Source organism: Bartonella sp. TT110JLCBS, assembly GCF_042193405.1.
Classification (GTDB): Bacteria; Pseudomonadota; Alphaproteobacteria; order Rhizobiales; family Rhizobiaceae; genus Bartonella.
Genome location: NZ_JBHILT010000006.1, coordinates 83,738 through 102,865, shown reverse-complemented (window position 1 = coordinate 102,865; position 19,128 = coordinate 83,738). Strand labels below are relative to the sequence as shown.

Sequence of the window (19,128 nt, the reverse complement as noted above, 5' to 3'; positions counted from 1 at the left end):
ACAGAAATCACACTCGAGGCACCAAACAAGGGAAAAGAGGCAGGAGAAAAGGAAACCTCTGAGTGACAGAAAATCAAAGGGTAATGTTTACCCTTTGATTGGTGATGAAGGGCATTTAGAGGAATAGGGACAACTTGTCCCAATTGCTAAAACGAGAAATAGGATCAAGTTGATCCAATTGCATGAGTACAGCAATAGGGTATTGTTTACCCAATTCCTCAAAGGAGCAATGGTGCAAACATTGCACAATTGCATACTGAAGAGCAATTTGGTCAAGTTGACCGAATTCCTTAAACGCTTCTCTTATTTAATAATGTCCTGAATAATGTGCTTAGGATACAGAAAAATCATCAGTCAATTTATGCTAAAAGAGGTGAACACATCTTATATACGCTGCTTCTCAAATAATACGATTCCAACTCAATGATTGATCATCTCAAATTGCGATTTTGAGCAGAAAAGAAAAAGAGGCTTTAAATGATCTTTGAAAGGTCTTTGAAGACCCTTTGAGAACCCCTTAAAAACTCTTTGAAAAAAAATAGATTGGTACAAAACCTAGTGTCAAAATATACAAAAACCGCTGGCAAGCTACACAAAACCTGCTGGCAAGCTACATACAAACAGCTACACTGGCAAGTTATATACACAACAAAAAATAATGGTAGCGGAGGAGGGATTTGAACCCCCGACACAAGGATTATGATTCCTCTGCTCTAACCTACTGAGCTACTCCGCCAAAATAAGCAATCATAATTGTCAGTAATTACATCTTTTGCGGATATAAGGGGTAGAATAGTAAGATGTCAAGCATCGTTTTTAAGCTTTTCTCTTGTCATTCTATTTTATCCTCGATATGTAAAAGTGTAATTTTCATATGATAAAGTAAGGTAAGGCATGAAAATGGTGCCACGTGTAGCGGTTTTAGGATGCGGTCATTGGGGTGAAAATCATATACGGACACTCCACTCTCTTGGGGCTTTAGCAGCAGTTTCTGATATTGATAGTGATCGTGCTGCCAGTTTTGCAACACTGTATGGTGTAGAGGTTGTTAAACCAGATGATCTTTTTACTCAGCGAGATATTGATGCACTGGTGTTAGCGCTGCCTCCACAATTTCATACGCAAAATGTGCTTCGTGCTGTTAAAAGCGGTAAAGATGTTTTGGTGGAAAAACCAATAGCTCTAAATGTTTCTGATGCTAAACGCCAAGTTCAGGAGGCTGAGGCCTATGAGCGAGTTTTTATGGTGGGCCATATTTTGCGTTTTCATCCGGCTTTTGAAAAAATGTGTGAATTGGTGAAAAATGGAGATGTGGGAGATGTGCGATATATTTATTCTCATAGATTAGGCTTTGGAAAATTTCACACACACAGTGATGCTTTATGGGATCTTGCCCCTCATGATCTTTCAATGATTTTGGCGTTGACAGGATGTGAACCTTCCGAAATTCGCGGTGAGGGGGCTGCTGTCGTTGATCAGATTTCTGATTTTTCTCATATTCATATGATTTTTCCAAATGGTGTGCGTAGTCATCTTTTTACTTCACGCTTGAGTTCTTATCGTGAGAGGCGTTTAACTGTTGTTGGAACAAAGGCTATGCTCGTTTTTGATGATATGGAACCGTGGAGTCGTAAATTGGCAATACACCATTTTGCTGTTTGGAAAGAAAATCAAGAGTGGGCTTTTAGCATGGATGAGCTGAATTACATTGATGTTTGTGAAGATTTGCCGCTTACTTGCGAATTACGGCATTTCCTTCAATGTATTGAAACGCGTCAATCACCTCGTACAAATGGTGATGATGCTATTGCGGTTTTACGGATTTTAACAGCTGCTGATGTCAATTATAATAGATAAAAGAGATAGGTAGCGCTTTTGCATTCTTGTGATGATCAATGGAGTTAATATGCAATTCATAGACCTTGGGGCGCAGCGTGCGCGTATTGAAGATAAAATTAATTCTGCAATTGCGCATGTAGTCGCTAGTGGTAAGTATATTTTGGGGCCAAAAGTAACAGAATTTGAAGACAAATTGGCAGAATATCTTGGCGTTAAACATGTGATTGCATGTGCTAATGGAACAGATGCTTTGAAGATGCCTCTTATGGCTAAAAATATTGGTCCAGGAGATGCTGTTTTTTGTCCTAGTTTTACATTTTCAGCAACGGCTGAAGTGGTTGCTTTGGTGGGGGCTGAACCTGTTTTTGTTGATGTTTTACCTGATACCTTCAATATTGATGTTGAAAAACTTTCTCACGCAATCAAAATGGTAAAAAAAGAGGGACGTTTAAAGCCAAAGGCTATTATTGCTGTTGATTTGTTTGGGCTGCCTGCTGATTATGTGCAAATTGCTCAAGTGGCAGCAAAGGAAAACCTTTTTGTGATTGAAGATGCTGCTCAATCTATGGGCGGAAGAAGCGGTAATATTATGTGCGGTGCTTTTGGTGATGTGGCTGCCACAAGTTTTTATCCTGCAAAACCATTAGGATGTTATGGCGATGGAGGCGCTATGATGACTAATGATGATCATTTGGCAGAACTTTTACGTTCTATTTTGTTTCATGGTAAAGGTGAAACGCAATATGACAATGTACGTATTGGTATGAATTCGCGCCTAGATAGTATTCAGGCTGCAATTTTACTAGAAAAGTTTGTGATCTTTGAAGATGAAATGGAAAAGCGTGTAGAAATTGCTCAACGTTATTCCAATGGCTTAAGAGATATTGTTACAGTTCCAGAAATGGGAGAAAATATTCGTTCTGCTTATGCACAATATACGATTAAGGTAAAAGAACGTGATAAATTAAAAGATTTTTTACAAAAAAATTCTATCCCTACAATGATTTATTATAAAATTCCTTTACATCAACAGCCTGCTTATAAACACTTCCCTTATGTAAAAGATTCCCTTGCTGTTTCAGAGTCTTTGGGAGAGTGTGTTTTAAGTTTACCAATGCATCCTTACTTGACACAAACGGATCAGGATATGATTATCAAAAAAATAAGAGATTTTTATCACTCTTGAGAGCGTGTGTTTATCCTTAAAATTATGGTCGAAGCTCTATTGGTGATCCATCTTAGAAGGTATTTTTTGTTAGAGTGTGTAACCAATATTTTGGTGTTATTTCCTTTCTAGGGACTATGAAATGTTATCCTTTAGGGCGGTGATATGATTAGAAAGTGAATCTGTTAGACAAGAAGATGTTTTTTTACAGAACGCTATGGGTTAAAAAACGTTGTCCTTTAGCTTAGCTAGAAAGTCACGTTTAATAAAAAGGATTTGGGTTATGAAAGTTACAATGAACCTTTGTTGATTTTACTCTCCATTTTAAGGTGTTTTAAAAGATAACTTATTTAACGGGGCTTTTTGAGAGAAACGTTATTTTTTTGCGAATACGTGATGCTAGGTCATTTTTGCTTTTGGATTTTTGAATCAATGTGTTGATGGGTGATGTATCCCCCTCTTGTAGCGCTATTTGAGCTGCTAATGTTGCTGCAAGTTCTTTTGTTTCTTCACGGAGTTCTTCCAGCAATTGGTGGTTAGTAGTCGTGTCAAGCTCATGAGTTTGGATTTTTCGTAAACGTTGCTGATAGTGTGCAATTTTTTCACGAATCATTTGTCTTTCCTTTGGAAGTGTATAGTGTGGCGATATTTTGTTTGATTGCTATTGCTTCTTTGGTGAGAGTATCTTTTGTGGGGAGGCATAGCCGATAAAACTGTTCTGTTACTTGGCTCAGTTGTATTTTTTGTTGGGCATATTTTTTTTGCAAAAATTCGTACTTTTGTTGGTTGTTTGCTAATTCTACAGCATGTTGTGCACGAAGAAAATCTTGGTTTGCTTCTATTTCCGCGAGTGATAATGGCATTTGCGCACAAACATCTTTATACGCAAAATGAACGGCTTTACGCCAAATAAAAGGAGATAAAAGCACCAGTAACCAAGAAGTGAAAGCAACTCCAAGTATAAAAAAAAGAAATGATTGAATAAGCATAATACCCCTTTTCAAATAAGAAACCGTTTAAAACGGATTCCAAGTTGGCCTAGGTGTTAATTTTAAATATCCTATATTTATACCAAGCCGTGCGCCGACTCCTGTACGTATTGGGATTAACAAGGTATTATGGTATTTGAGGACATGAAAACCAACACCTGCTATTAAATAGGCCGAACCTGAAATACCACCATAGCGTTTCCATAAATTATTTATGCCATTAAGATTGTAAACTAAGATCATTAAACGGGAGCCTTGGCCGCCAAAATCCCATCCTACTGAGGGGCCTTGCCAAAAAACTTTATGTTGACCGTAGCTTTTGGTAAAAACCATTCCTTCGCCATAGGTTAATCCAGCAAAAAAGGCTCCAGAAGCTTCTTCTCCTAAAATATAGGCATTGGGATAACCGTATTGTGAAAAAATATTTTGAATTGCAACAGCCAGACCACTCGCTGTTTTTCCAAAAAAAATATGACCGGAATCAATAATTTCTTGGAGTGAATAATGAGGTTCATTTTGCCTTATTGGTTTTAGTTGAGCATGTGCAGTATTTATAGTGACGAATAAAAGGAAGATTAAAGATATAATATTTTTGTACCAGTATCTTATAAGAGAGTGAGCCATGGAGTTTTCTCCTTTTATTAGTGATAAACAAAAGATAATATTAGAATTTTCATTCTATTCAAATAAAAAAATAAGATGTAAGCTTATTTAAATTCTTGAATTTATTTCTGAAATTTTTTTAGCATAATTGTTAATGTTTCCTATTATGCATCAGATGTTAAGAGTTTTTCTTTAAAATAAAGTTTGTTTTTTTAATCTAGGAGTTTTCAATCATTATGATGTTAAATATCTCTTTGAAGTCTACGGATCTTGCTGCTTTGCTTTGTAGTCGTATTTGCCATGATTTGATTTCACCTGTGGGGGCTATTCAAAATGCAATGGAGCTTTATGATGAAGGAGGAGCTGAAGAAGATGCTTTACAATTAGTGCGTTTATCCGTTGCGAGTGCTTCTGCACGTCTACAATTTGCGCGATTGGCTTTTGGTTTTGCTGGTGCAAGTGGAGGACAAATAGATACACGGGCTGCAGAGCAGGTTGCTCAACAATATATGAAAGAAGAAAAAGCAACTTTAAAATGGCAAGCTTCTTCTTTATTGTTAGCAAAAGATGAAGTTAAACTTTTGCTTAATTTATTATTGATTGCAAACGCAACAGTTTCTCGTGGGGGTGAAATTGTTGTTATGATTTTGCAAGAAGAAAATAAACGTTCTTTTCGTTTTGAGATTTTCGGTAGAACTTTCCGTATACCCCCTCATTTTCTTGCTTTATTGCGTGGAGAAATTCAAGAAGAGCTTGTTGATGCACATGTCATCCAATTTTATTACACAATGTTACTTGCTCAGATGACAGAGATGAAAATAAATATTGATGAAAGTGATGATTGTATTGTTTTAGAAAGTGTAAAAAAGCTTTGAACAAGAAAGAAGCGCTTAAGCCATGTTGGGAAAAGTGGCTTCGATTGAACTTATAAGCGATAAGGTTATATGTGTAAATTTGGTGTGGTTACTTCTTAAGCTTTAAGCGCTTTCTATATGAGATTTTTGGTGTGCGAGTTCTCTACTTTTAATAGAGAAAAGATCTCGGGAAAAAATCTCGGCCCGCTACACTCCGAGATTTTACAATATGCATGTTCACTGCTTAAGCGGTTTTTCGTACGTTCTCTTCAACTGGATCACGTAATACATAGCCACGTCCCCAAACTGTATCAATGTAATTTACACTGGAAGAGATTGCTTCCAATTTTTTCCGCAATTTACAGATAAAAACATCGATAATCTTTAGTTCTGGTTCATCCATTCCACCATAGAGATGATTGAGAAACATTTCCTTGGTAAGGGTGGTACCTTTGCGTAAAGAGAGAAGCTCTAGCATTTGGTATTCTTTACCGGTTAAATGAACAGGGCGCCCTGCAACTTCGACGGTTTTTGTGTCAAGGTTAACGGTGAGATCTCCGGTAACAATAACAGATTGTGCATGTCCTTTAGAACGACGAACAACTGCATGGATACGTGCAATGAGCTCATCCTTATGAAAAGGTTTCGTCATATAGTCGTCTGCTCCAAAGCCAAAACCACGAACCTTGTCTTCAATGGCATTCATACCAGAAAGGATTAGGACAGGAGTTTTTATTTTTGCCAACCTTAGAGTCCGCAAGACATCATACCCTGACATGTCAGGCAAATTCAGATCAAGCAAAATGATATCATAATCATAGAGTTTTCCTAAATCGATACCTTCTTCACCCAGATCAGTGATATAAACATTAAAGTTAGCCGACTTTAACATCAACTCAATGCTTTGAGTAACTGCTCTATCATCTTCAATTAATAATACGCGCATTTTAGATCCCTCATTTTGCTCCTTCACGAATCATAAGGAGCATTTCTATTTTATATCAGTTAGCAAAGCCACTGTTATAAAAACAATTCATTAAATTAAACACTTATAACAAAGTGTTTATGAACATTTCAGTAGTACGCGTAACAATCACTACTAAATTCCCCACTATCCATGATAGTGGTTAACAAAATATTTTTATTTTTGAAAGAGGCTACAAAATTATTTTAGAAAAATCCCATATTTTTTAACATAATAAACAAAGGAGGGCTTTTTCTATAAACTTTAATTTAAAAAAAATTTGTAAAAGAGCTTTATAAATTACTTTTTTACAATTTCAGTGTTTATTTACTGAGCTTTAAACCTCTTCATTTTATAATGGGGGGGAAAGTTAAAGAAATAGTTATTGCTCTTTAAAGCAGATTGTATTTTCAGATGCTTTAATGAAAGGCAAAAATTATTATAATTTCAAGTTAATAGACTGTTTTTGTCGGATAGACATATAACTAAAAGATATTTATTGGGTGTGAATGCGAGTTTTGAGTTGCGCAATCAAGGAGTAGTGAGTATGAAGCCACGAGAAAATATGGTGCGATTGAGGATGTTTCAAGTGCGTGGAAAGCGCCGTGAAATTGCACAGCTTGAGATGATGATCGCAGAATTTGAAAGAATGGTGTTAGAGTTGGAAGCACAGATTTCTCATGAAGAACGTAAATCTGGAAACAATGATGTTCACCATTTTGCTTATTCTGCTTTTGCGCGTGCAGCGCGGCAAAGACGTGATAATCTGGTCAATTCAATTCGTGATTTAGAACTTCAAAAAACAAACGCTGAAATTGCTCTCCATGAAGCTAATACAGAGCTGCAACGTGCACAGCTTTTGGAAGCCCGAGAAAAGAAGATTTCTGCGGATGATAAGAATATTTTGATTCAATCTAATTCAATGGTTGGCTAATTCAGTGGTTGGTTAATTTAATGGCTGGATGATAAAAGCAATTAAAGCAATTATTAAAAAATCCATTCTTTCAGATTTATCTTTTGGATATAGTATAAAATAGCCAAATTTTTATTAAATTTGGCTATTTTATAAATTGCTTTATGTTATCAAATCGTAATTAATGGCAACTTAATGCCTGTAGTGTTGAATCTTGGTCGTTCGTAATCCCGCTAAACCGTGTTCATCGATTAAACTTTGCCATGAAAGAAATTCTTCTACAGTCAAAGTATAACGGTGGCACGCTTCGTCAAGACTTAACAATCCACCTCTGACAGCCGCAACAACTTCAGCTTTGCGACGAATCACCCAGCGCCGTGTTGTTTGCGGCGGTAGGTCGGCAATTGTAAGCGGACTTCCATCTGGCCCAATAACATATTTCATTTGTGTTTTTATCAAGTTGCTCATTCGTATCCTCTACCTTGAGTCAAGGACTTGATTCGTTTATAGAGCATGAAATTTAAAAAAGAGCTAAAAGCGCTGAAAGAAAAAATTAATAAAGTGATTGGGCATGTAAAAAGAAGCTCAAGTTGAAGTGTGTAAAAGAGATTCTTGCAATATTTTACCCCATTTTTCAAAAGAGCAAAAAAGGATTTCTCCTAAACGATTGCCATTATGCCTTATTTCCATCATTCTTTTTTTGTTTGCAGCAGCTCTTAAGAAAGTAATGCCTATGGTTGTGGAAAGGATAAAAAAATAATATAAAGACAATCAATCGTGTAAAAGTGCTGAAGAGCGTGCATCAGAATGTTAACATATGGGTAGCCATTAAAAAGAACATTAAATAGAGAATGAATACATGTTTTTAAACAGTCTTGATTTACCAGGACAACCTGAGGATTCTCGCATTGTTGTTGCAATGTCGGGGGGGGTTGATTCATCGGTTGTTGCAGGTCTTTTGAAAAAGGAAGGGTATAATGTTATTGGCATTACGTTGCAGCTTTATGATCATGGGGCAGCAACGCATCGGGTGGGGGCGTGTTGTGCAGGACAAGATATTGAGGATGCACGCCGCGTTGCAGAAACATTAGGAATACCGCATTATGTTCTTGATTATGAAAAGCGCTTTCGCGAAGCTGTTATTGATCCTTTTGCAGAAAGCTATGCTCATGGAGAGACCCCAGTTCCATGTATTGCATGTAATCAAACGGTTAAGTTTGCTGATTTATTAGCAACGGCACGCGAATTGGGGGCAGATGCTTTGGCTACTGGACATTATATTCGTTCGCGTTCCAACGGAGCGCATCGAGCACTCTTTCGTCCTCTCGATAATGATCGTGATCAGAGTTATTTTCTCTTTGCAACGACACAAGAACAGATTGATTATTTGCGTTTTCCACTTGGTGACCTTCCAAAAGCCCGCGTTCGTGAAATGGCAGCAGAAATGGGCTTTGTGGTTGCCAATAAGCATGATAGTCAGGATATTTGTTTTGTTCCACAAGGAAAATATTCAGATGTTATCGCAAAACTGCGTCCAGAAGCAGCTAATCCTGGCGTTATTGTTCATATTGATGGAAAGATTTTAGGTAAACATTCGGGTATTGTTAATTATACGGTTGGTCAACGTCGTGGTATTGGGGTGTCAACGGGTGAAGCGCTTTATGTGGTTTATCTCGATGTGGAAAATGCACGTGTTATTGTTGGTCCGCGTGAAATGCTCGAAACGCATAAGCTTTTTTTACGTGATGTGAATTGGCTTGGTGATGAGCCCTTGGATAAATTCCCTTCTCAAGGTATTGAGGTGGCTGTAAAGGTGCGTTCAACGCGTCCTCCTCATCTTGCACGCTTACATTATAAAGGAGGTATTTTTTCCGTTGATTTATTGGAATGTGAAAATGGTGTGGCACCAGGGCAAGCTTGCGTTCTTTATGATGGAAATGGTCATGAGGCGCGTATTCTTGGGGGAGGATTTGTAACACATTCAGAACGTGCAGCCGATACTGAAATGATGTTAGAGCGCGTTTTATGCAATCTCGAAACAAAAGATTCTGTTTCATCTGAACTAAAAACAACAGCTTCATAAAACATAGTAAGTTGATTTATAATGATATTTTTTTAATCTTAAACTTGAATGAGAGAATGCCGGAGGATTTTTTCATTGAAAGTTTGTTTTATGATTGAATCCATCAAAATTATATCTTTTGCACGTCATAAGTGGGGTTAGGGTGTGGAAAGTGATGATAAAGAAAATGTAAAAATGTTTTTTATCAATGCTTTCAAAGGCTAGGGGACGGCAATATTATTGGAGACTGATAGATAACATACAACATCGGTATGTTCTATAACTTGAAGTGTTATCATTTTTAGTGGTCAAAGTTGGTAAAATGAGCAAGTGCGATACCTGAGGCTGTGGCAACATTAAGGCTGTCAAAACCCTCAGTCATGGGAATACGTAAGGTTTTTGATTGTTGTAGTATATGGGGTGGTAAGCCATCGCCTTCTGTTCCAAAAATAAGTGCCATTCTTTTGCTTTTGTTGGCTTGTTTGAGAGTGTGTGAGGCAGAAGGGGAGAGTGCATAAAGATGAAAGTTTTCATCGTTTAGAGCAGCTATAATGTCATCTATATCAGCGTTTTGCGTATAGGGTACTTTTAAAGCAGCGCCGGCAGACACTCTTATTGATTTGCGATAAAGTGGATCGCATGAGGTTTTGTCGACAATAATGCCATTACAGGCAAAGGCTGCTGCATTACGAAAAATTGATCCCATATTATCGTGATTCGAGATACCACATAAAACAAGAATCAAAGCTTTTTCTGGAAGATGTTTTAAAAAACTTTGTAAGGATGGCAGTATTTTACGTTTACCAATACCCAGAACACCACGATGAACATGGAAGCCGGTGATATTATCCATAACTTTTTGTGGAACGCAATAAATGGGACATAGAGGTTGTGTTTTTTCTAAAAGCGGTAGAAGTCCAGAGAGACGGTTTGCTACGATGAGCAGTGAGATGGCAGAAAACTCTTTCGAGTGTAGTAATGCGGACAATGTTACTTTGCCTTCAGCAATAAATTGATGTTGCCGTCCAACAAGATCTTTTTCACGGATATTATGATAGGCTTTTAGGCGTGGATCATCTGTTTCATTGATTGTTGTGATATTCAAATGCATGCGAGATTTTTAGTGCTTTTTTCTTATGATTTCCAGATGTTAGAATTTGTTTTATTTAAAAAAAAGAGATAAAAAAACATTATTTTAAAACTTATGGTAGAATTTGTGTTGACAATATGCAACCATAGGTATAATGTAAAAATACTGATACGGAATCATATATTTTTTCTCGTATCGGGTGCAGTGTCTTGGGTCCCCGCTATTTCCCAAGTTCTGTATGCCCTTAATTTCTAAGGGAAAAGAATCTGGGTCCCCAATGCCCAGATTCTTTTTTTTTGAGGGTAATCATTGTTCTTCTTTTTATATCTAAATTTTTTAGTAAATCATCTTTTAAAATCCAGTTGACCTGTAAAGTTACAGTAGAGTGCTAAGATATTTTTTCTAAGGTGCAAAGATGGCTTATAATGCACATCATAAGATTAAAAAATAATGCATGATCATGATAGATTTGAGCACAAACAAGTTTTTCGTTTATGAGACGTGAGATGGCTTTAAGTTATTCAGAAAACGATTAATAATGAAGGTGATGTGTTTGATTGCTCTTGGGAAAGCTCTTTTTTCTATTATTTTCTCTCTTCTTTATTTATTGATGCTGTTCGTGTAACTGAGCAGTTTTTACGATAATAATGGTGAGCTGAGGCGTTTATTGTATGATGAAGCTTCTGTAATATTGAGGAAAGATCGTCGTTATGCCAAAAGTATCATGATATGGTTAAAAATATTAATTCCCTATTTCGTGAAGAAAAGGATGAGGTTCATGGATGTAAAAATCAATATACAAAGCTTAACTTTATACTCTATTTTTATTGCGTGTATTGTTTTTGCTTTGAAATATTGGGCATATCACATCACAGGTTCGGTTGCACTTTATTCTGATGCATTGGAATCAATCGTTAATATTCTTGCGTCATTAGCAGCATGGTGGGCTGTTAAAGTGAGTATGAAGCCAGCGGATCATGATCATCCCTTTGGGCATCATAAAGCGGAATATTTTTCCGCAATTCTTGAAGGGATACTCATTATTATTGCAGCAATTGTTATTTTAAGAGAAGCATGGATAGCTCTTTCTACCGTTAAATTGTTGCAGAAACCTGGAATATGGCTTGTTATTCATCTTATTGCAACTGTCATAAATTGTATGTGGGGAATGGTTCTTATTGGGCAGGGAAAACTCCATCGCTCACCGGCTCTTAAAGCTGATGGAGTGCATTTTATAACAGATGTTTTTACGTCGCTTGCAATTTTAATTGGTTTGATTGCCGGTTTTGTCGGAGGATGGGGAGCTTTAGATCCAATTTTAGCGATAATCGTTGCCGTTAATATTCTCTTACAGGGCTGGAAGGTGATTAGAAATGCTGTTCAGGGATTAATGGATGTTGGCGTTGAATTGAATGAAAGCATGCGGATTCGGGAGCTAATTTCTGCAAATGCATCGGGTGCGCTTGAGGTTCATGATTTGCGGACGCGTGTTGCTGGGAGGGTTACTTTTATAGAGTTTCATTTGGTTGTGCCTGCTGTAATGCAGGTAGGAGAAGCACATAAAATTTGTGATAAAATCGAAGCTGTTCTTCAAAAAGAATTTGATAATGTGCGTATTTCTATTCATGTCGAGCCTGAAGATGAGGCAAAATTGCCTCCCGGTACAAAGGTAATCCCTTTTATATAAAAAGATTTTTCAAATTGTCTGTTATGTTAGACTGTTTTTTTATGATGGGGTGATTCATACCTCTCGAAAATACAATGATGCTCTTTCGTTGATTTAATTTTTGCATCAATCAAGTATACAAGATTAAACAGAGTATTTAAGGCAAGATTTATTCTATTTCGTTAAAACACTGTCATTTAAGGTGTGGTGAGATAAGGCATATAAGTTTGATCTATTAAGTGTTTCTAGAGTATGGAGTAAATATTCAAAATAGGACTTGCTGGTGTATTCTTTTGTAAGTGAATCTCATGAAATGGTTAGCAGCTTAAATCCATTTAAGAAAACGGATTGTTTACAGACAGTTGGGAGTAGATGTTTCGTTGCTTAGGGCGAAGAGGAGTGAAGCCTTCGTAATAAGTTTAATGAGATTTAATTGTAAATTTTATATAAAAGTTATGAATAGAATTTTAAAGTTTGTGATCATAGATTAATCATCATTATTGTTGCTAATAAATGTATTGTTTTATCGATACAATGGATTCTGTTTAGAGTGTTCTTTATTGCATGAAAGATGGGGACTCATTAAAGAATGAAAAAACCAAAAATAATGCTCATATCTCTACTCTTTAAAGGATATTATTGTCGTTGCTGTAGAAAATCGTAAAGCTGAGCGAAAGAATGATGCTAAAGATAGAAACTGGTTTTTAATTGATGCCTTCATATTTTCATTCCAATCTGGCATCAAAATTTTACAAGGACTCGTACAGTACTGGTGCATCCTAATCATAAATATGCTGCTACATTAGGGCTATTTTAATTTATAGACAACAACAAAAAGCAAAGACTTTATAAGGAAAACAAAGCTATAAAGTCAAAAATTTATATGCAATAAATTAGAGAGGTAGATCGAATTTTTATAAAATACTTTATAAACAATAACCAAACATATCTGGCTTTACTTTTACTTATTTTTACAAACATTCGTTTGTGTCTTTTGCGTTATATTTGTAAAGATCAGATTAGCTGTAATCTATAGATAACTCTTGGTTGAGAATATGAAAGGAAAGCGTGATACTATAGTAGACTTTTTTCTGTCTTTATCGTTCAACCAGTATAAAGTGATTATAAATCTGTGATTTCTCCAAAAATGATTTTGTCATACCTATAAACAAAGTTAGATCAAAACGACTTTTTTCTCTTAAAACTGTAAACAAATATATTGTATCTGTATAGCTTGAACGAAGTTAGATGTTTACCTGAATAACGACAGTATATATTTTAAGAATAGAGAAGATATTTCATATCGCATGTTATTCAAGAGCTCTTAAAACAATGATTCCTGGTGTTTTTTCAACATAATTCATAAAAGGAGAATCAACGACTTTTTCGTTTTCTTTTCGTGAAGAAGCATTTCTTAACATTGGCCCTTTATCTGTCATGATAAAGAAGCCCACATGTGTTACATCCAATCCAGCAAGTTTCGTATAAATACCAATGAAATCACCAGACTGTAAACGACCTATAACCTTCTCATTAATAAAGTTACTTGGAATATACGTTATTGTGCGTTTCACAACTGGCAACCCAGGGAGATAGCTTCCACCATCAGCTTTTTTGTTGAGATATTTTTCTATTTTTACCGCATGGGGACTTATTTCAGCGGTAATATCAGTGGCGAGTTTATATTCTCTATAAGCCCAATCCGTAAAAAAATGTTTCCGATTTAAAAAATGAACATTACCGTTAATATAACGCGTTTTTATGACGTTATTTATGAATTCTGTTTGAGATGTTGATTTGCGCAATGCTTCAACATAATCTAGGTAAGTGAAGCAATCTAAGCCTCTAAAGTCAATAATCAGTTTTTCTGGTGTATTTTCTGAGCCATGTAATATATTTGCTTGGTAAGGTGTCCCTAAAAAAGCTTCAGAAAGAAAGTCAATGAGTGCCCCTTTTTCCTGATAATTTGTTTCTGAACGTTTTTTGAGAAGAGCATTTAATTTATTTAGAGTATAGGGATCTAGATTTACGTTGTTTGTTTGTTGTGTTTTTATTTTATTTTCTAAAATACTCTCTTGTGAATCAGAATCCTGAACATCACATCCTGTTACCAACATTAATATGAGAATTAATAGGGATATTTTTCGCATTTTATACACCATTTTTGAATTAAAAATTCATGACGAACTATTTCTAAAAGTGCTATTTTTTAAATGCTTATCATGTTCATCGTTAGATTTAATGGTAGCATACAATCATTAAGAGTATCAATGAATATAAAGATACAATCATGGTTTTTAAAGTTACACAAATTGCAAGCGATATGAATATTTTCTAAGATTATAGAATTAAAGAACTTTCTCTATAATATACTTATTTTTTAATCAAAATTATTGTCAAATAAATACTTTTAAAAATATGATGAGCTTTTTACGTTGTTAAGCTATTCGGGTGATGTTGCTTTAACCTTATAGCATATTCTGAGGGTAAGAAAATTTTTTAAGAGCTTATCTTTTAAAAGGTTTCAATTACTGTAGGATATCTAACGTATCTAATGGAATTGAGATTCCTGAAAACGGTGGGATGAGAGGGGGAAATGATGTCGGATAAAATTCATCATAATGTCTCTAAAACTATTGGAAATACTTTGTGTTTCATGAAATTTTGTTCATGAGTTTGTCGCACAAATATTTTGTTCGTATAATGCAAAAAAAATTTATTCTTTGACAATGAGATAGCAATTAAATATATACCAATTAAAACGTAATTTTATAGTTTTATCTTGACTCTTACTTAAATTTTTACTTTGTTATTATTTTGTATTTGAAAAGTATACGGTATAGAATACTTTTAAAAGGAAAAGGGAGTTAAAATATAGCGGGGAAGTAATTGTATGCGTAAAATAGTGTGTATGTTATGCAAGACCAAATGCTCAATCCGAAATTTGTTCAGCGTGGGCTCATTTTAGTGTTCATCACTTTATTGTTAGATATTCTTTGTATTGCGATCATTTGTCCTGTTTTGCCTGAATATTTTTCTCAATTAACTGGAAAAGAGGTCAGTACATCTTTTGTAGAAAGAGGAAAATTACTTGCAGCTTATTCAGTGATGCAGTTTTTGTTTGCTCCTGTTATTGGCAATCTCTCTGATCGTTATGGTCGTCGTCCTATTTTGCTTCTCTCTATTATCTGCTTTGCTCTTGATAATCTCATATGTGCTATAGCATGGAGCTATTCTATGTTATTTATCGGGCGTCTTTTGTCAGGGATAAGTGGTGCTAGTTTTGCAACTTGTACAGCTTATCTTGCGGATATATCCGATGATAAAACCCGTACACGCAATTTTGGTTTGTTAGGCATTGCATCCGCATTGGGGTTTATTTTAGGATCGTTTATTGGTGGTTTTTTAGGTCAGTTTGGTCCGCGTATTCCGTTTTATTTTGCTGTTGGTTTTTCACTCATTAATTTTATTTTTTCTTGGGTTATGCTTCCAGAAACCCTTTCTTTATGGAATAGGCGCTTTTTTGATATTAAGCGGGCAAATCCCTTAGGTGCTTTTTGGCACCTGAAACAATATCCGATGGTTCTTTGGGTGTTATTGGTCTTTTTTCTTTATTGGTTTGCGGAATCTGTATGGTTAAGCATTTGGGCTTTCATTGCAAAAGAACGCTATGATTGGAGTTCTTTTTCTATTGGACTCTCCTATAGTGTTTTTGGGATAGGCCAATTTATTGTAGTCGCTCTCTTTTTGCCTTATTTTTCTAAACGATGGAGTGATTGGCATATTGTTATAGTGGGGCTTTTGTTTGCCTCTGTTGCTATGCTGGGCTATACATTCGCGACGCAGGGGTGGATGGTTTATATGGTTTGTATGTGTACAATGCTTGAATATCTTGTTCATGCACCTATACGTGCAATTGCTTCAGCGCAGGTACCGACAAATGTACAAGGAGAACTGCAAGGAGCGATGACATCTGTTATTTCGTTGAGTTTAACATTTGGTTCTGTTTTTTATGTGTTTCTTTTTGAATGTTTTACAGATAAAAATGCACTGTTTTATTTTTCTGGTGCTCCTTTTGTTGGAGGCTTTTTTCTTCTTGTCGTTGCGACAGTTATTTTTGCCTTGCGGGTACGTTAATTTGTTGAGAGGGGCTGGTACGTACTATTTTGCTAAAGAATGCACAATATAAACAAAATGTATCATTTTATAGGCAGAAAGTTTTTTGTGATATTTATTTCACAAAGTGTTGTATAAAATATCGATATATCCTTCTCATTTAGTAAAAATAATTTTTTTATTTTATGATATTGTTTGTAGAGGGAGAGTCCGTATTTTTTCTATTGCTTGCAAATTAATATTCAGTGCTAATACAGCAGCATATTGAAAACAAAAGATTAAAATGTATCTGCGTTAGATGTATCAGTATTGAATGAACAATTCCAAATTTTATATGGCAAATTGGAAGTAAAATATTGCTTATATTTGTTGGCATAAGTTCTGGAATCGAAAGAAAACCTCATTTTGGAAGAATATAAAGTTGTAAAATTGAAAAGATGTTTTCTGTTTTGCGATTACTTTTTTATTCGACTTTACAGTTTTCAAAACCATCTACGGCAATATCTTTTAAAAAGTAGAGATTTGTTGCATTGTCTCACACTTTAATTTTTTTATTCTTTAGGAGGAATTATGCTTCTCATGCTCAATAGAATTCTTAAAATTATATTGTGAAGCAAATAGTTATTTGAATATTAGGCACTTTACTCTTTTTAAAAATAGTTTTTATCGACACACTTATCTTGCTTGGGGGGGGAGAAGCCAATGATTTTGATGGATACGACCTTAAGAGGAGAAGAATGAGAAAAATTTAAGCTATTCAGAGCGCTCTTTTTAGTTTCAGAATGATAAATAAGAATATTTATTCAATAAGTTGTAGGTATAAAAATAATATAACTGTGCATAGGAAGATGATATAATTTAAAGGAGAGAAGCTAAAAGGTGAGGCTTTTTATTTTAAGATATTTTTTTATAATTCATAATGAGATCACAAAAATGCTGAAAGAGGTAGTGGCTATCTTGTGGTCCAGGAGAAGCTTCGGGGTGATATTGAACAGAAAAAACAGGTTTTCCAATGATTCGAATACCACAGTTCGAACCATCAAAGAGAGAAATATGTGTTTCTTGAACATGTTGTGGTAAAGAGGCAGAATCTACGGCAAAACCGTGGTTCATCGATACAATCTCAACTTTTCCAGTGTTAAGGTCTTTAACTGGGTGGTTGGCACCATGATGTCCTTGGTGCATTTTCACGGTTTTGGCACCAACCGTAAGAGCGAGAAGTTGATGACCAAGACATATTCCAAAAATTGGTAAATTATGATCAATTAATGTTTTGATTGTTGGAATGGCATATTGAGCTGTAGCTGCGGGGTCTCCTGGTCCATTAGAAAGAAAAACGCCATCAGGGTTCATTGCCAGAATTTCTTTTGCAGTTGTGTGGGCAGGCACAACAGTAATGCGTGCTTTTTGTGTTGCCATAAGGCGAAGAATATTGCGTTTAATACCATAGTCAATTGCAATGATATGAAGATTATGCACATTGTTTGTACCGTATCCTTTATTCCAACTCCATGGTTTTTCATCCCATTGCATTGATGATTGAGATGTCACGTCTTTCGTAAGGTCAAGATTGACGAGACCGTGCCATTTTTGTGCACGTTTCTTTAAAGAAGGAATATCAAAGTTTCCATTAGCATCGTGTGCAATGACAGCATTTTGCGCACCTTTTTCACGAATAAGAATTGTGAGAGCACGTGTGTCAATACCACAAAGTGCAATAATTTTACGCGTTTTAAGCCATTGATGAAGATTTTCATTGGCTCGATAATTTGAGGGATGTGTAATGTCTGCTTTGAAAATAGCGCCAACAGCACCATGACAATTGAGAGGAGAGAGAGCTTCAATATCTTCGTCATTGGCCCCTACATTTCCTATATGAGGAAAAGTAAAATTAACGATTTGTTGTGTGTATGACGGGTCTGTGAGGATTTCTTCATAGCCTGTGATGGCGGTGTTAAAACACACTTCAGCTTCAGCAATACCTGTAGCACCTGCTCCTTTGCCTTCAATAACGGTCCCATCTGCTAAGACTAAGAGGGCTGTCGGTTTTTTGATACTCCAAGGGTGGCTGGGTGAAGTCGCTTGTATCATAGTATGTATCCACAATTTATTCTAAAGGTATGATGGCTTATTCTCTGAAAGGTATAATGACCAACTTTACACAAAAATCATACCTTTAACAGATGCTGTGTATATTATTCTGGTAACGTTTCTCTTGAAATAGGCAGTATAAGTACATTCCATGAAGAGGTAAAGTCTTGTTTTAGTTTTTCGAAGATCAAGTCCTTAATTATTTTTTATCCTCCATTGCAAGATGGATAAAGATTGGTTAAAAGGCATCTTCTTCTTGAACAAAATTGGATAAATTTATGTTGCGTAACCAGATTGATGGGGCTCTTAGGGCTGCTTTGAAAGCGCAAGATAGTGCGCGTCTTGCTACACTTCGTTTAATGAATGCTGCAGTTAGGGATCGTGATATTCTTTATTATAAGGAAGGGAAGCTAGAAGTGGATGATCAGCAGATACAATCTGTTTTCACTAAAATGCTTCAACAGCGTGAAGAATTGATACGAGTCTATAAAGAGTCTGGTTGCTTGGAATTGGCAGAGAGAGGACAAGCAGAAATAGAAGTTATTCGTGAATTTCTTCCCTATCAACTTAAGGAGATGGAAGTAGAACAGGTTCTTTGTGAAGCTTTGGTACAAACAAAGGCTGAAAAATTACGCGATATCGGTAAGGTGATGGCATGGCTTAAGGAACGGTATGCGGGGCAAATGAATTTTTCTAAAGTGTGTAATCGTCTTCGTAAAAAATTACAATAGATCTTTTTAATTCAAGTGCTGGTTTTAATGATAAGAAAATCAAAA

General features: G+C 35.7%; 16 protein-coding genes and 1 tRNA gene. 8 read left to right on the top strand and 9 right to left on the bottom strand.

The annotated features are described in order from the left end of the window. Positions 1 to 659 precede the first annotated feature (659 nt). Positions 660 to 736 (bottom strand) — tRNA-Met (locus ACFILW_RS04320). Between the two features lie 164 nt (positions 737 to 900). Here ACFILW_RS04320 and ACFILW_RS04315 point away from each other — a divergent pair. Then, a complete protein-coding gene (locus ACFILW_RS04315) occupies positions 901 to 1,857 on the top strand; it encodes a Gfo/Idh/MocA family protein (protein ID WP_375623460.1) in 957 nt (318 codons plus the stop codon). Between the two features lie 49 nt (positions 1,858 to 1,906). Next, entirely contained in the window at positions 1,907 to 3,025 is a 1,119-nt protein-coding gene (locus ACFILW_RS04310) for a DegT/DnrJ/EryC1/StrS family aminotransferase (protein WP_375623456.1), read from the top strand. Between the two features lie 325 nt (positions 3,026 to 3,350). On the opposite strand, the gene ACFILW_RS04305 is transcribed toward ACFILW_RS04310, so the two are convergent. The 3 genes from ACFILW_RS04305 to ACFILW_RS04295 are packed head-to-tail and all read right to left on the bottom strand — an operon-like array spanning position 3,351 to position 4,617. Beyond that, entirely contained in the window at positions 3,351 to 3,617 is a 267-nt protein-coding gene (locus tag ACFILW_RS04305; protein WP_375623454.1) for a hypothetical protein, read from the bottom strand. After that, the gene (locus ACFILW_RS04300; RefSeq protein WP_375623452.1) at positions 3,607 to 3,993 is read right to left on the bottom strand and encodes a hypothetical protein; all 387 of its coding nucleotides are present in this window, start codon (positions 3,991 to 3,993) and stop codon (positions 3,607 to 3,609) included. Before ACFILW_RS04300 ends, ACFILW_RS04305 begins: the two co-directional genes overlap by 11 nt. A gap of 27 nt (positions 3,994 to 4,020) precedes the next feature. Then, entirely contained in the window at positions 4,021 to 4,617 is a 597-nt protein-coding gene (locus tag ACFILW_RS04295; RefSeq protein ID WP_375623450.1) for a DUF1134 domain-containing protein, read from the bottom strand. A 215-nt stretch (positions 4,618 to 4,832) separates the two neighbouring features. On the opposite strand from ACFILW_RS04295, the gene chpT reads away from it, so the two are divergent. Next, the gene (gene chpT / locus ACFILW_RS04290; RefSeq protein ID WP_375623448.1) at positions 4,833 to 5,471 is read left to right on the top strand and encodes a histidine phosphotransferase ChpT; all 639 of its coding nucleotides are present in this window, start codon (positions 4,833 to 4,835) and stop codon (positions 5,469 to 5,471) included. A gap of 223 nt (positions 5,472 to 5,694) precedes the next feature. Here the strand turns inward: chpT and ctrA are convergent, their stop codons facing one another. After that, complete coding sequence (ctrA, locus tag ACFILW_RS04285; RefSeq protein ID WP_375623446.1) at positions 5,695 to 6,396, bottom strand: response regulator transcription factor CtrA; 702 nt, start codon at positions 6,394 to 6,396, stop codon at positions 5,695 to 5,697. A gap of 565 nt (positions 6,397 to 6,961) precedes the next feature. On the opposite strand from ctrA, the gene ACFILW_RS04280 reads away from it, so the two are divergent. Further along, on the top strand, positions 6,962 to 7,348 hold the full coding sequence (locus ACFILW_RS04280; RefSeq protein WP_375623444.1) for a flagellar export protein FliJ: 387 nt from the start codon (positions 6,962 to 6,964) through the stop codon (positions 7,346 to 7,348). A 171-nt stretch (positions 7,349 to 7,519) separates the two neighbouring features. On the opposite strand, the gene ACFILW_RS04275 is transcribed toward ACFILW_RS04280, so the two are convergent. Next, positions 7,520 to 7,795 carry a DUF1153 domain-containing protein gene (locus ACFILW_RS04275; RefSeq protein ID WP_273790817.1) on the bottom strand — a complete coding sequence of 92 codons (276 nt, stop codon included), beginning with the start codon at positions 7,793 to 7,795 and terminating at the stop codon, positions 7,520 to 7,522. A 391-nt stretch (positions 7,796 to 8,186) separates the two neighbouring features. Here ACFILW_RS04275 and mnmA point away from each other — a divergent pair, with 391 nt between their 5' ends. Beyond that, on the top strand, positions 8,187 to 9,410 hold the full coding sequence (mnmA, locus tag ACFILW_RS04270) for a tRNA 2-thiouridine(34) synthase MnmA (protein ID WP_375623442.1): 1,224 nt from the start codon (positions 8,187 to 8,189) through the stop codon (positions 9,408 to 9,410). Between the two features lie 280 nt (positions 9,411 to 9,690). Here mnmA and ACFILW_RS04265 read toward each other — a convergent pair whose 3' ends face one another. Next, positions 9,691 to 10,500, bottom strand: a complete 810-nt coding sequence (locus ACFILW_RS04265; RefSeq protein WP_375623440.1) for a TrmH family RNA methyltransferase — start codon at positions 10,498 to 10,500, stop codon at positions 9,691 to 9,693. A 757-nt stretch (positions 10,501 to 11,257) separates the two neighbouring features. Between ACFILW_RS04265 and ACFILW_RS04260 the strand changes: the two genes are divergently transcribed. Next, complete coding sequence (locus ACFILW_RS04260; protein ID WP_375685228.1) at positions 11,258 to 12,166, top strand: cation diffusion facilitator family transporter; 909 nt, start codon at positions 11,258 to 11,260, stop codon at positions 12,164 to 12,166. A 1,289-nt stretch (positions 12,167 to 13,455) separates the two neighbouring features. On the opposite strand, the gene ACFILW_RS04255 is transcribed toward ACFILW_RS04260, so the two are convergent. Beyond that, entirely contained in the window at positions 13,456 to 14,295 is an 840-nt protein-coding gene (locus ACFILW_RS04255) for a DUF1460 domain-containing protein (RefSeq protein ID WP_375685227.1), read from the bottom strand. Between the two features lie 766 nt (positions 14,296 to 15,061). Here ACFILW_RS04255 and ACFILW_RS04250 point away from each other — a divergent pair. After that, positions 15,062 to 16,282, top strand: a complete 1,221-nt coding sequence (locus ACFILW_RS04250) for an MFS transporter (RefSeq protein WP_273790812.1) — start codon at positions 15,062 to 15,064, stop codon at positions 16,280 to 16,282. Positions 16,283 to 17,155: 873 nt separating this feature from the next. On the opposite strand, the gene carA is transcribed toward ACFILW_RS04250, so the two are convergent. Further along, positions 17,156 to 18,352: a glutamine-hydrolyzing carbamoyl-phosphate synthase small subunit gene (gene carA / locus ACFILW_RS04245; RefSeq protein WP_375685226.1), complete on the bottom strand. Its 1,197-nt coding sequence runs from the start codon at positions 18,350 to 18,352 to the stop codon at positions 17,156 to 17,158. A gap of 278 nt (positions 18,353 to 18,630) precedes the next feature. On the opposite strand from carA, the gene ACFILW_RS04240 reads away from it, so the two are divergent. Beyond that, positions 18,631 to 19,083 carry a GatB/YqeY domain-containing protein gene (locus tag ACFILW_RS04240; RefSeq protein WP_375646143.1) on the top strand — a complete coding sequence of 151 codons (453 nt, stop codon included), beginning with the start codon at positions 18,631 to 18,633 and terminating at the stop codon, positions 19,081 to 19,083. Positions 19,084 to 19,128: the final 45 nt, after the last annotated feature.

Excerpts from the sequence above, each read along its gene's own strand:
- ctrA (WP_375623446.1), bottom strand. The coding sequence starts at position 6,396 with ATGCGCGTATTATTAATTGAAGATGATAGAGCAGTTACTCAAAGCATT.
- ACFILW_RS04255 (WP_375685227.1), bottom strand. The coding sequence starts at position 14,295 with ATGCGAAAAATATCCCTATTAATTCTCATATTAATGTTGGTAACAGGA.
- ACFILW_RS04275 (WP_273790817.1), bottom strand. The coding sequence starts at position 7,795 with ATGAGCAACTTGATAAAAACACAAATGAAATATGTTATTGGGCCAGAT.
- carA (WP_375685226.1), bottom strand. The coding sequence starts at position 18,352 with ATGATACAAGCGACTTCACCCAGCCACCCTTGGAGTATCAAAAAACCG.
- mnmA (WP_375623442.1), top strand. The coding sequence starts at position 8,187 with ATGTTTTTAAACAGTCTTGATTTACCAGGACAACCTGAGGATTCTCGC.
- ACFILW_RS04250 (WP_273790812.1), top strand. The coding sequence starts at position 15,062 with ATGCAAGACCAAATGCTCAATCCGAAATTTGTTCAGCGTGGGCTCATT.
- chpT (WP_375623448.1), top strand. The coding sequence starts at position 4,833 with ATGATGTTAAATATCTCTTTGAAGTCTACGGATCTTGCTGCTTTGCTT.
- ACFILW_RS04280 (WP_375623444.1), top strand. The coding sequence starts at position 6,962 with ATGAAGCCACGAGAAAATATGGTGCGATTGAGGATGTTTCAAGTGCGT.
- ACFILW_RS04310 (WP_375623456.1), top strand. The coding sequence starts at position 1,907 with ATGCAATTCATAGACCTTGGGGCGCAGCGTGCGCGTATTGAAGATAAA.
- ACFILW_RS04305 (WP_375623454.1), bottom strand. The coding sequence starts at position 3,617 with ATGATTCGTGAAAAAATTGCACACTATCAGCAACGTTTACGAAAAATC.
- ACFILW_RS04240 (WP_375646143.1), top strand. The coding sequence starts at position 18,631 with ATGTTGCGTAACCAGATTGATGGGGCTCTTAGGGCTGCTTTGAAAGCG.
- ACFILW_RS04265 (WP_375623440.1), bottom strand. The coding sequence starts at position 10,500 with ATGCATTTGAATATCACAACAATCAATGAAACAGATGATCCACGCCTA.
- ACFILW_RS04315 (WP_375623460.1), top strand. The coding sequence starts at position 901 with ATGGTGCCACGTGTAGCGGTTTTAGGATGCGGTCATTGGGGTGAAAAT.
- ACFILW_RS04300 (WP_375623452.1), bottom strand. The coding sequence starts at position 3,993 with ATGCTTATTCAATCATTTCTTTTTTTTATACTTGGAGTTGCTTTCACT.
- ACFILW_RS04260 (WP_375685228.1), top strand. The coding sequence starts at position 11,258 with ATGGATGTAAAAATCAATATACAAAGCTTAACTTTATACTCTATTTTT.
- ACFILW_RS04295 (WP_375623450.1), bottom strand. The coding sequence starts at position 4,617 with ATGGCTCACTCTCTTATAAGATACTGGTACAAAAATATTATATCTTTA.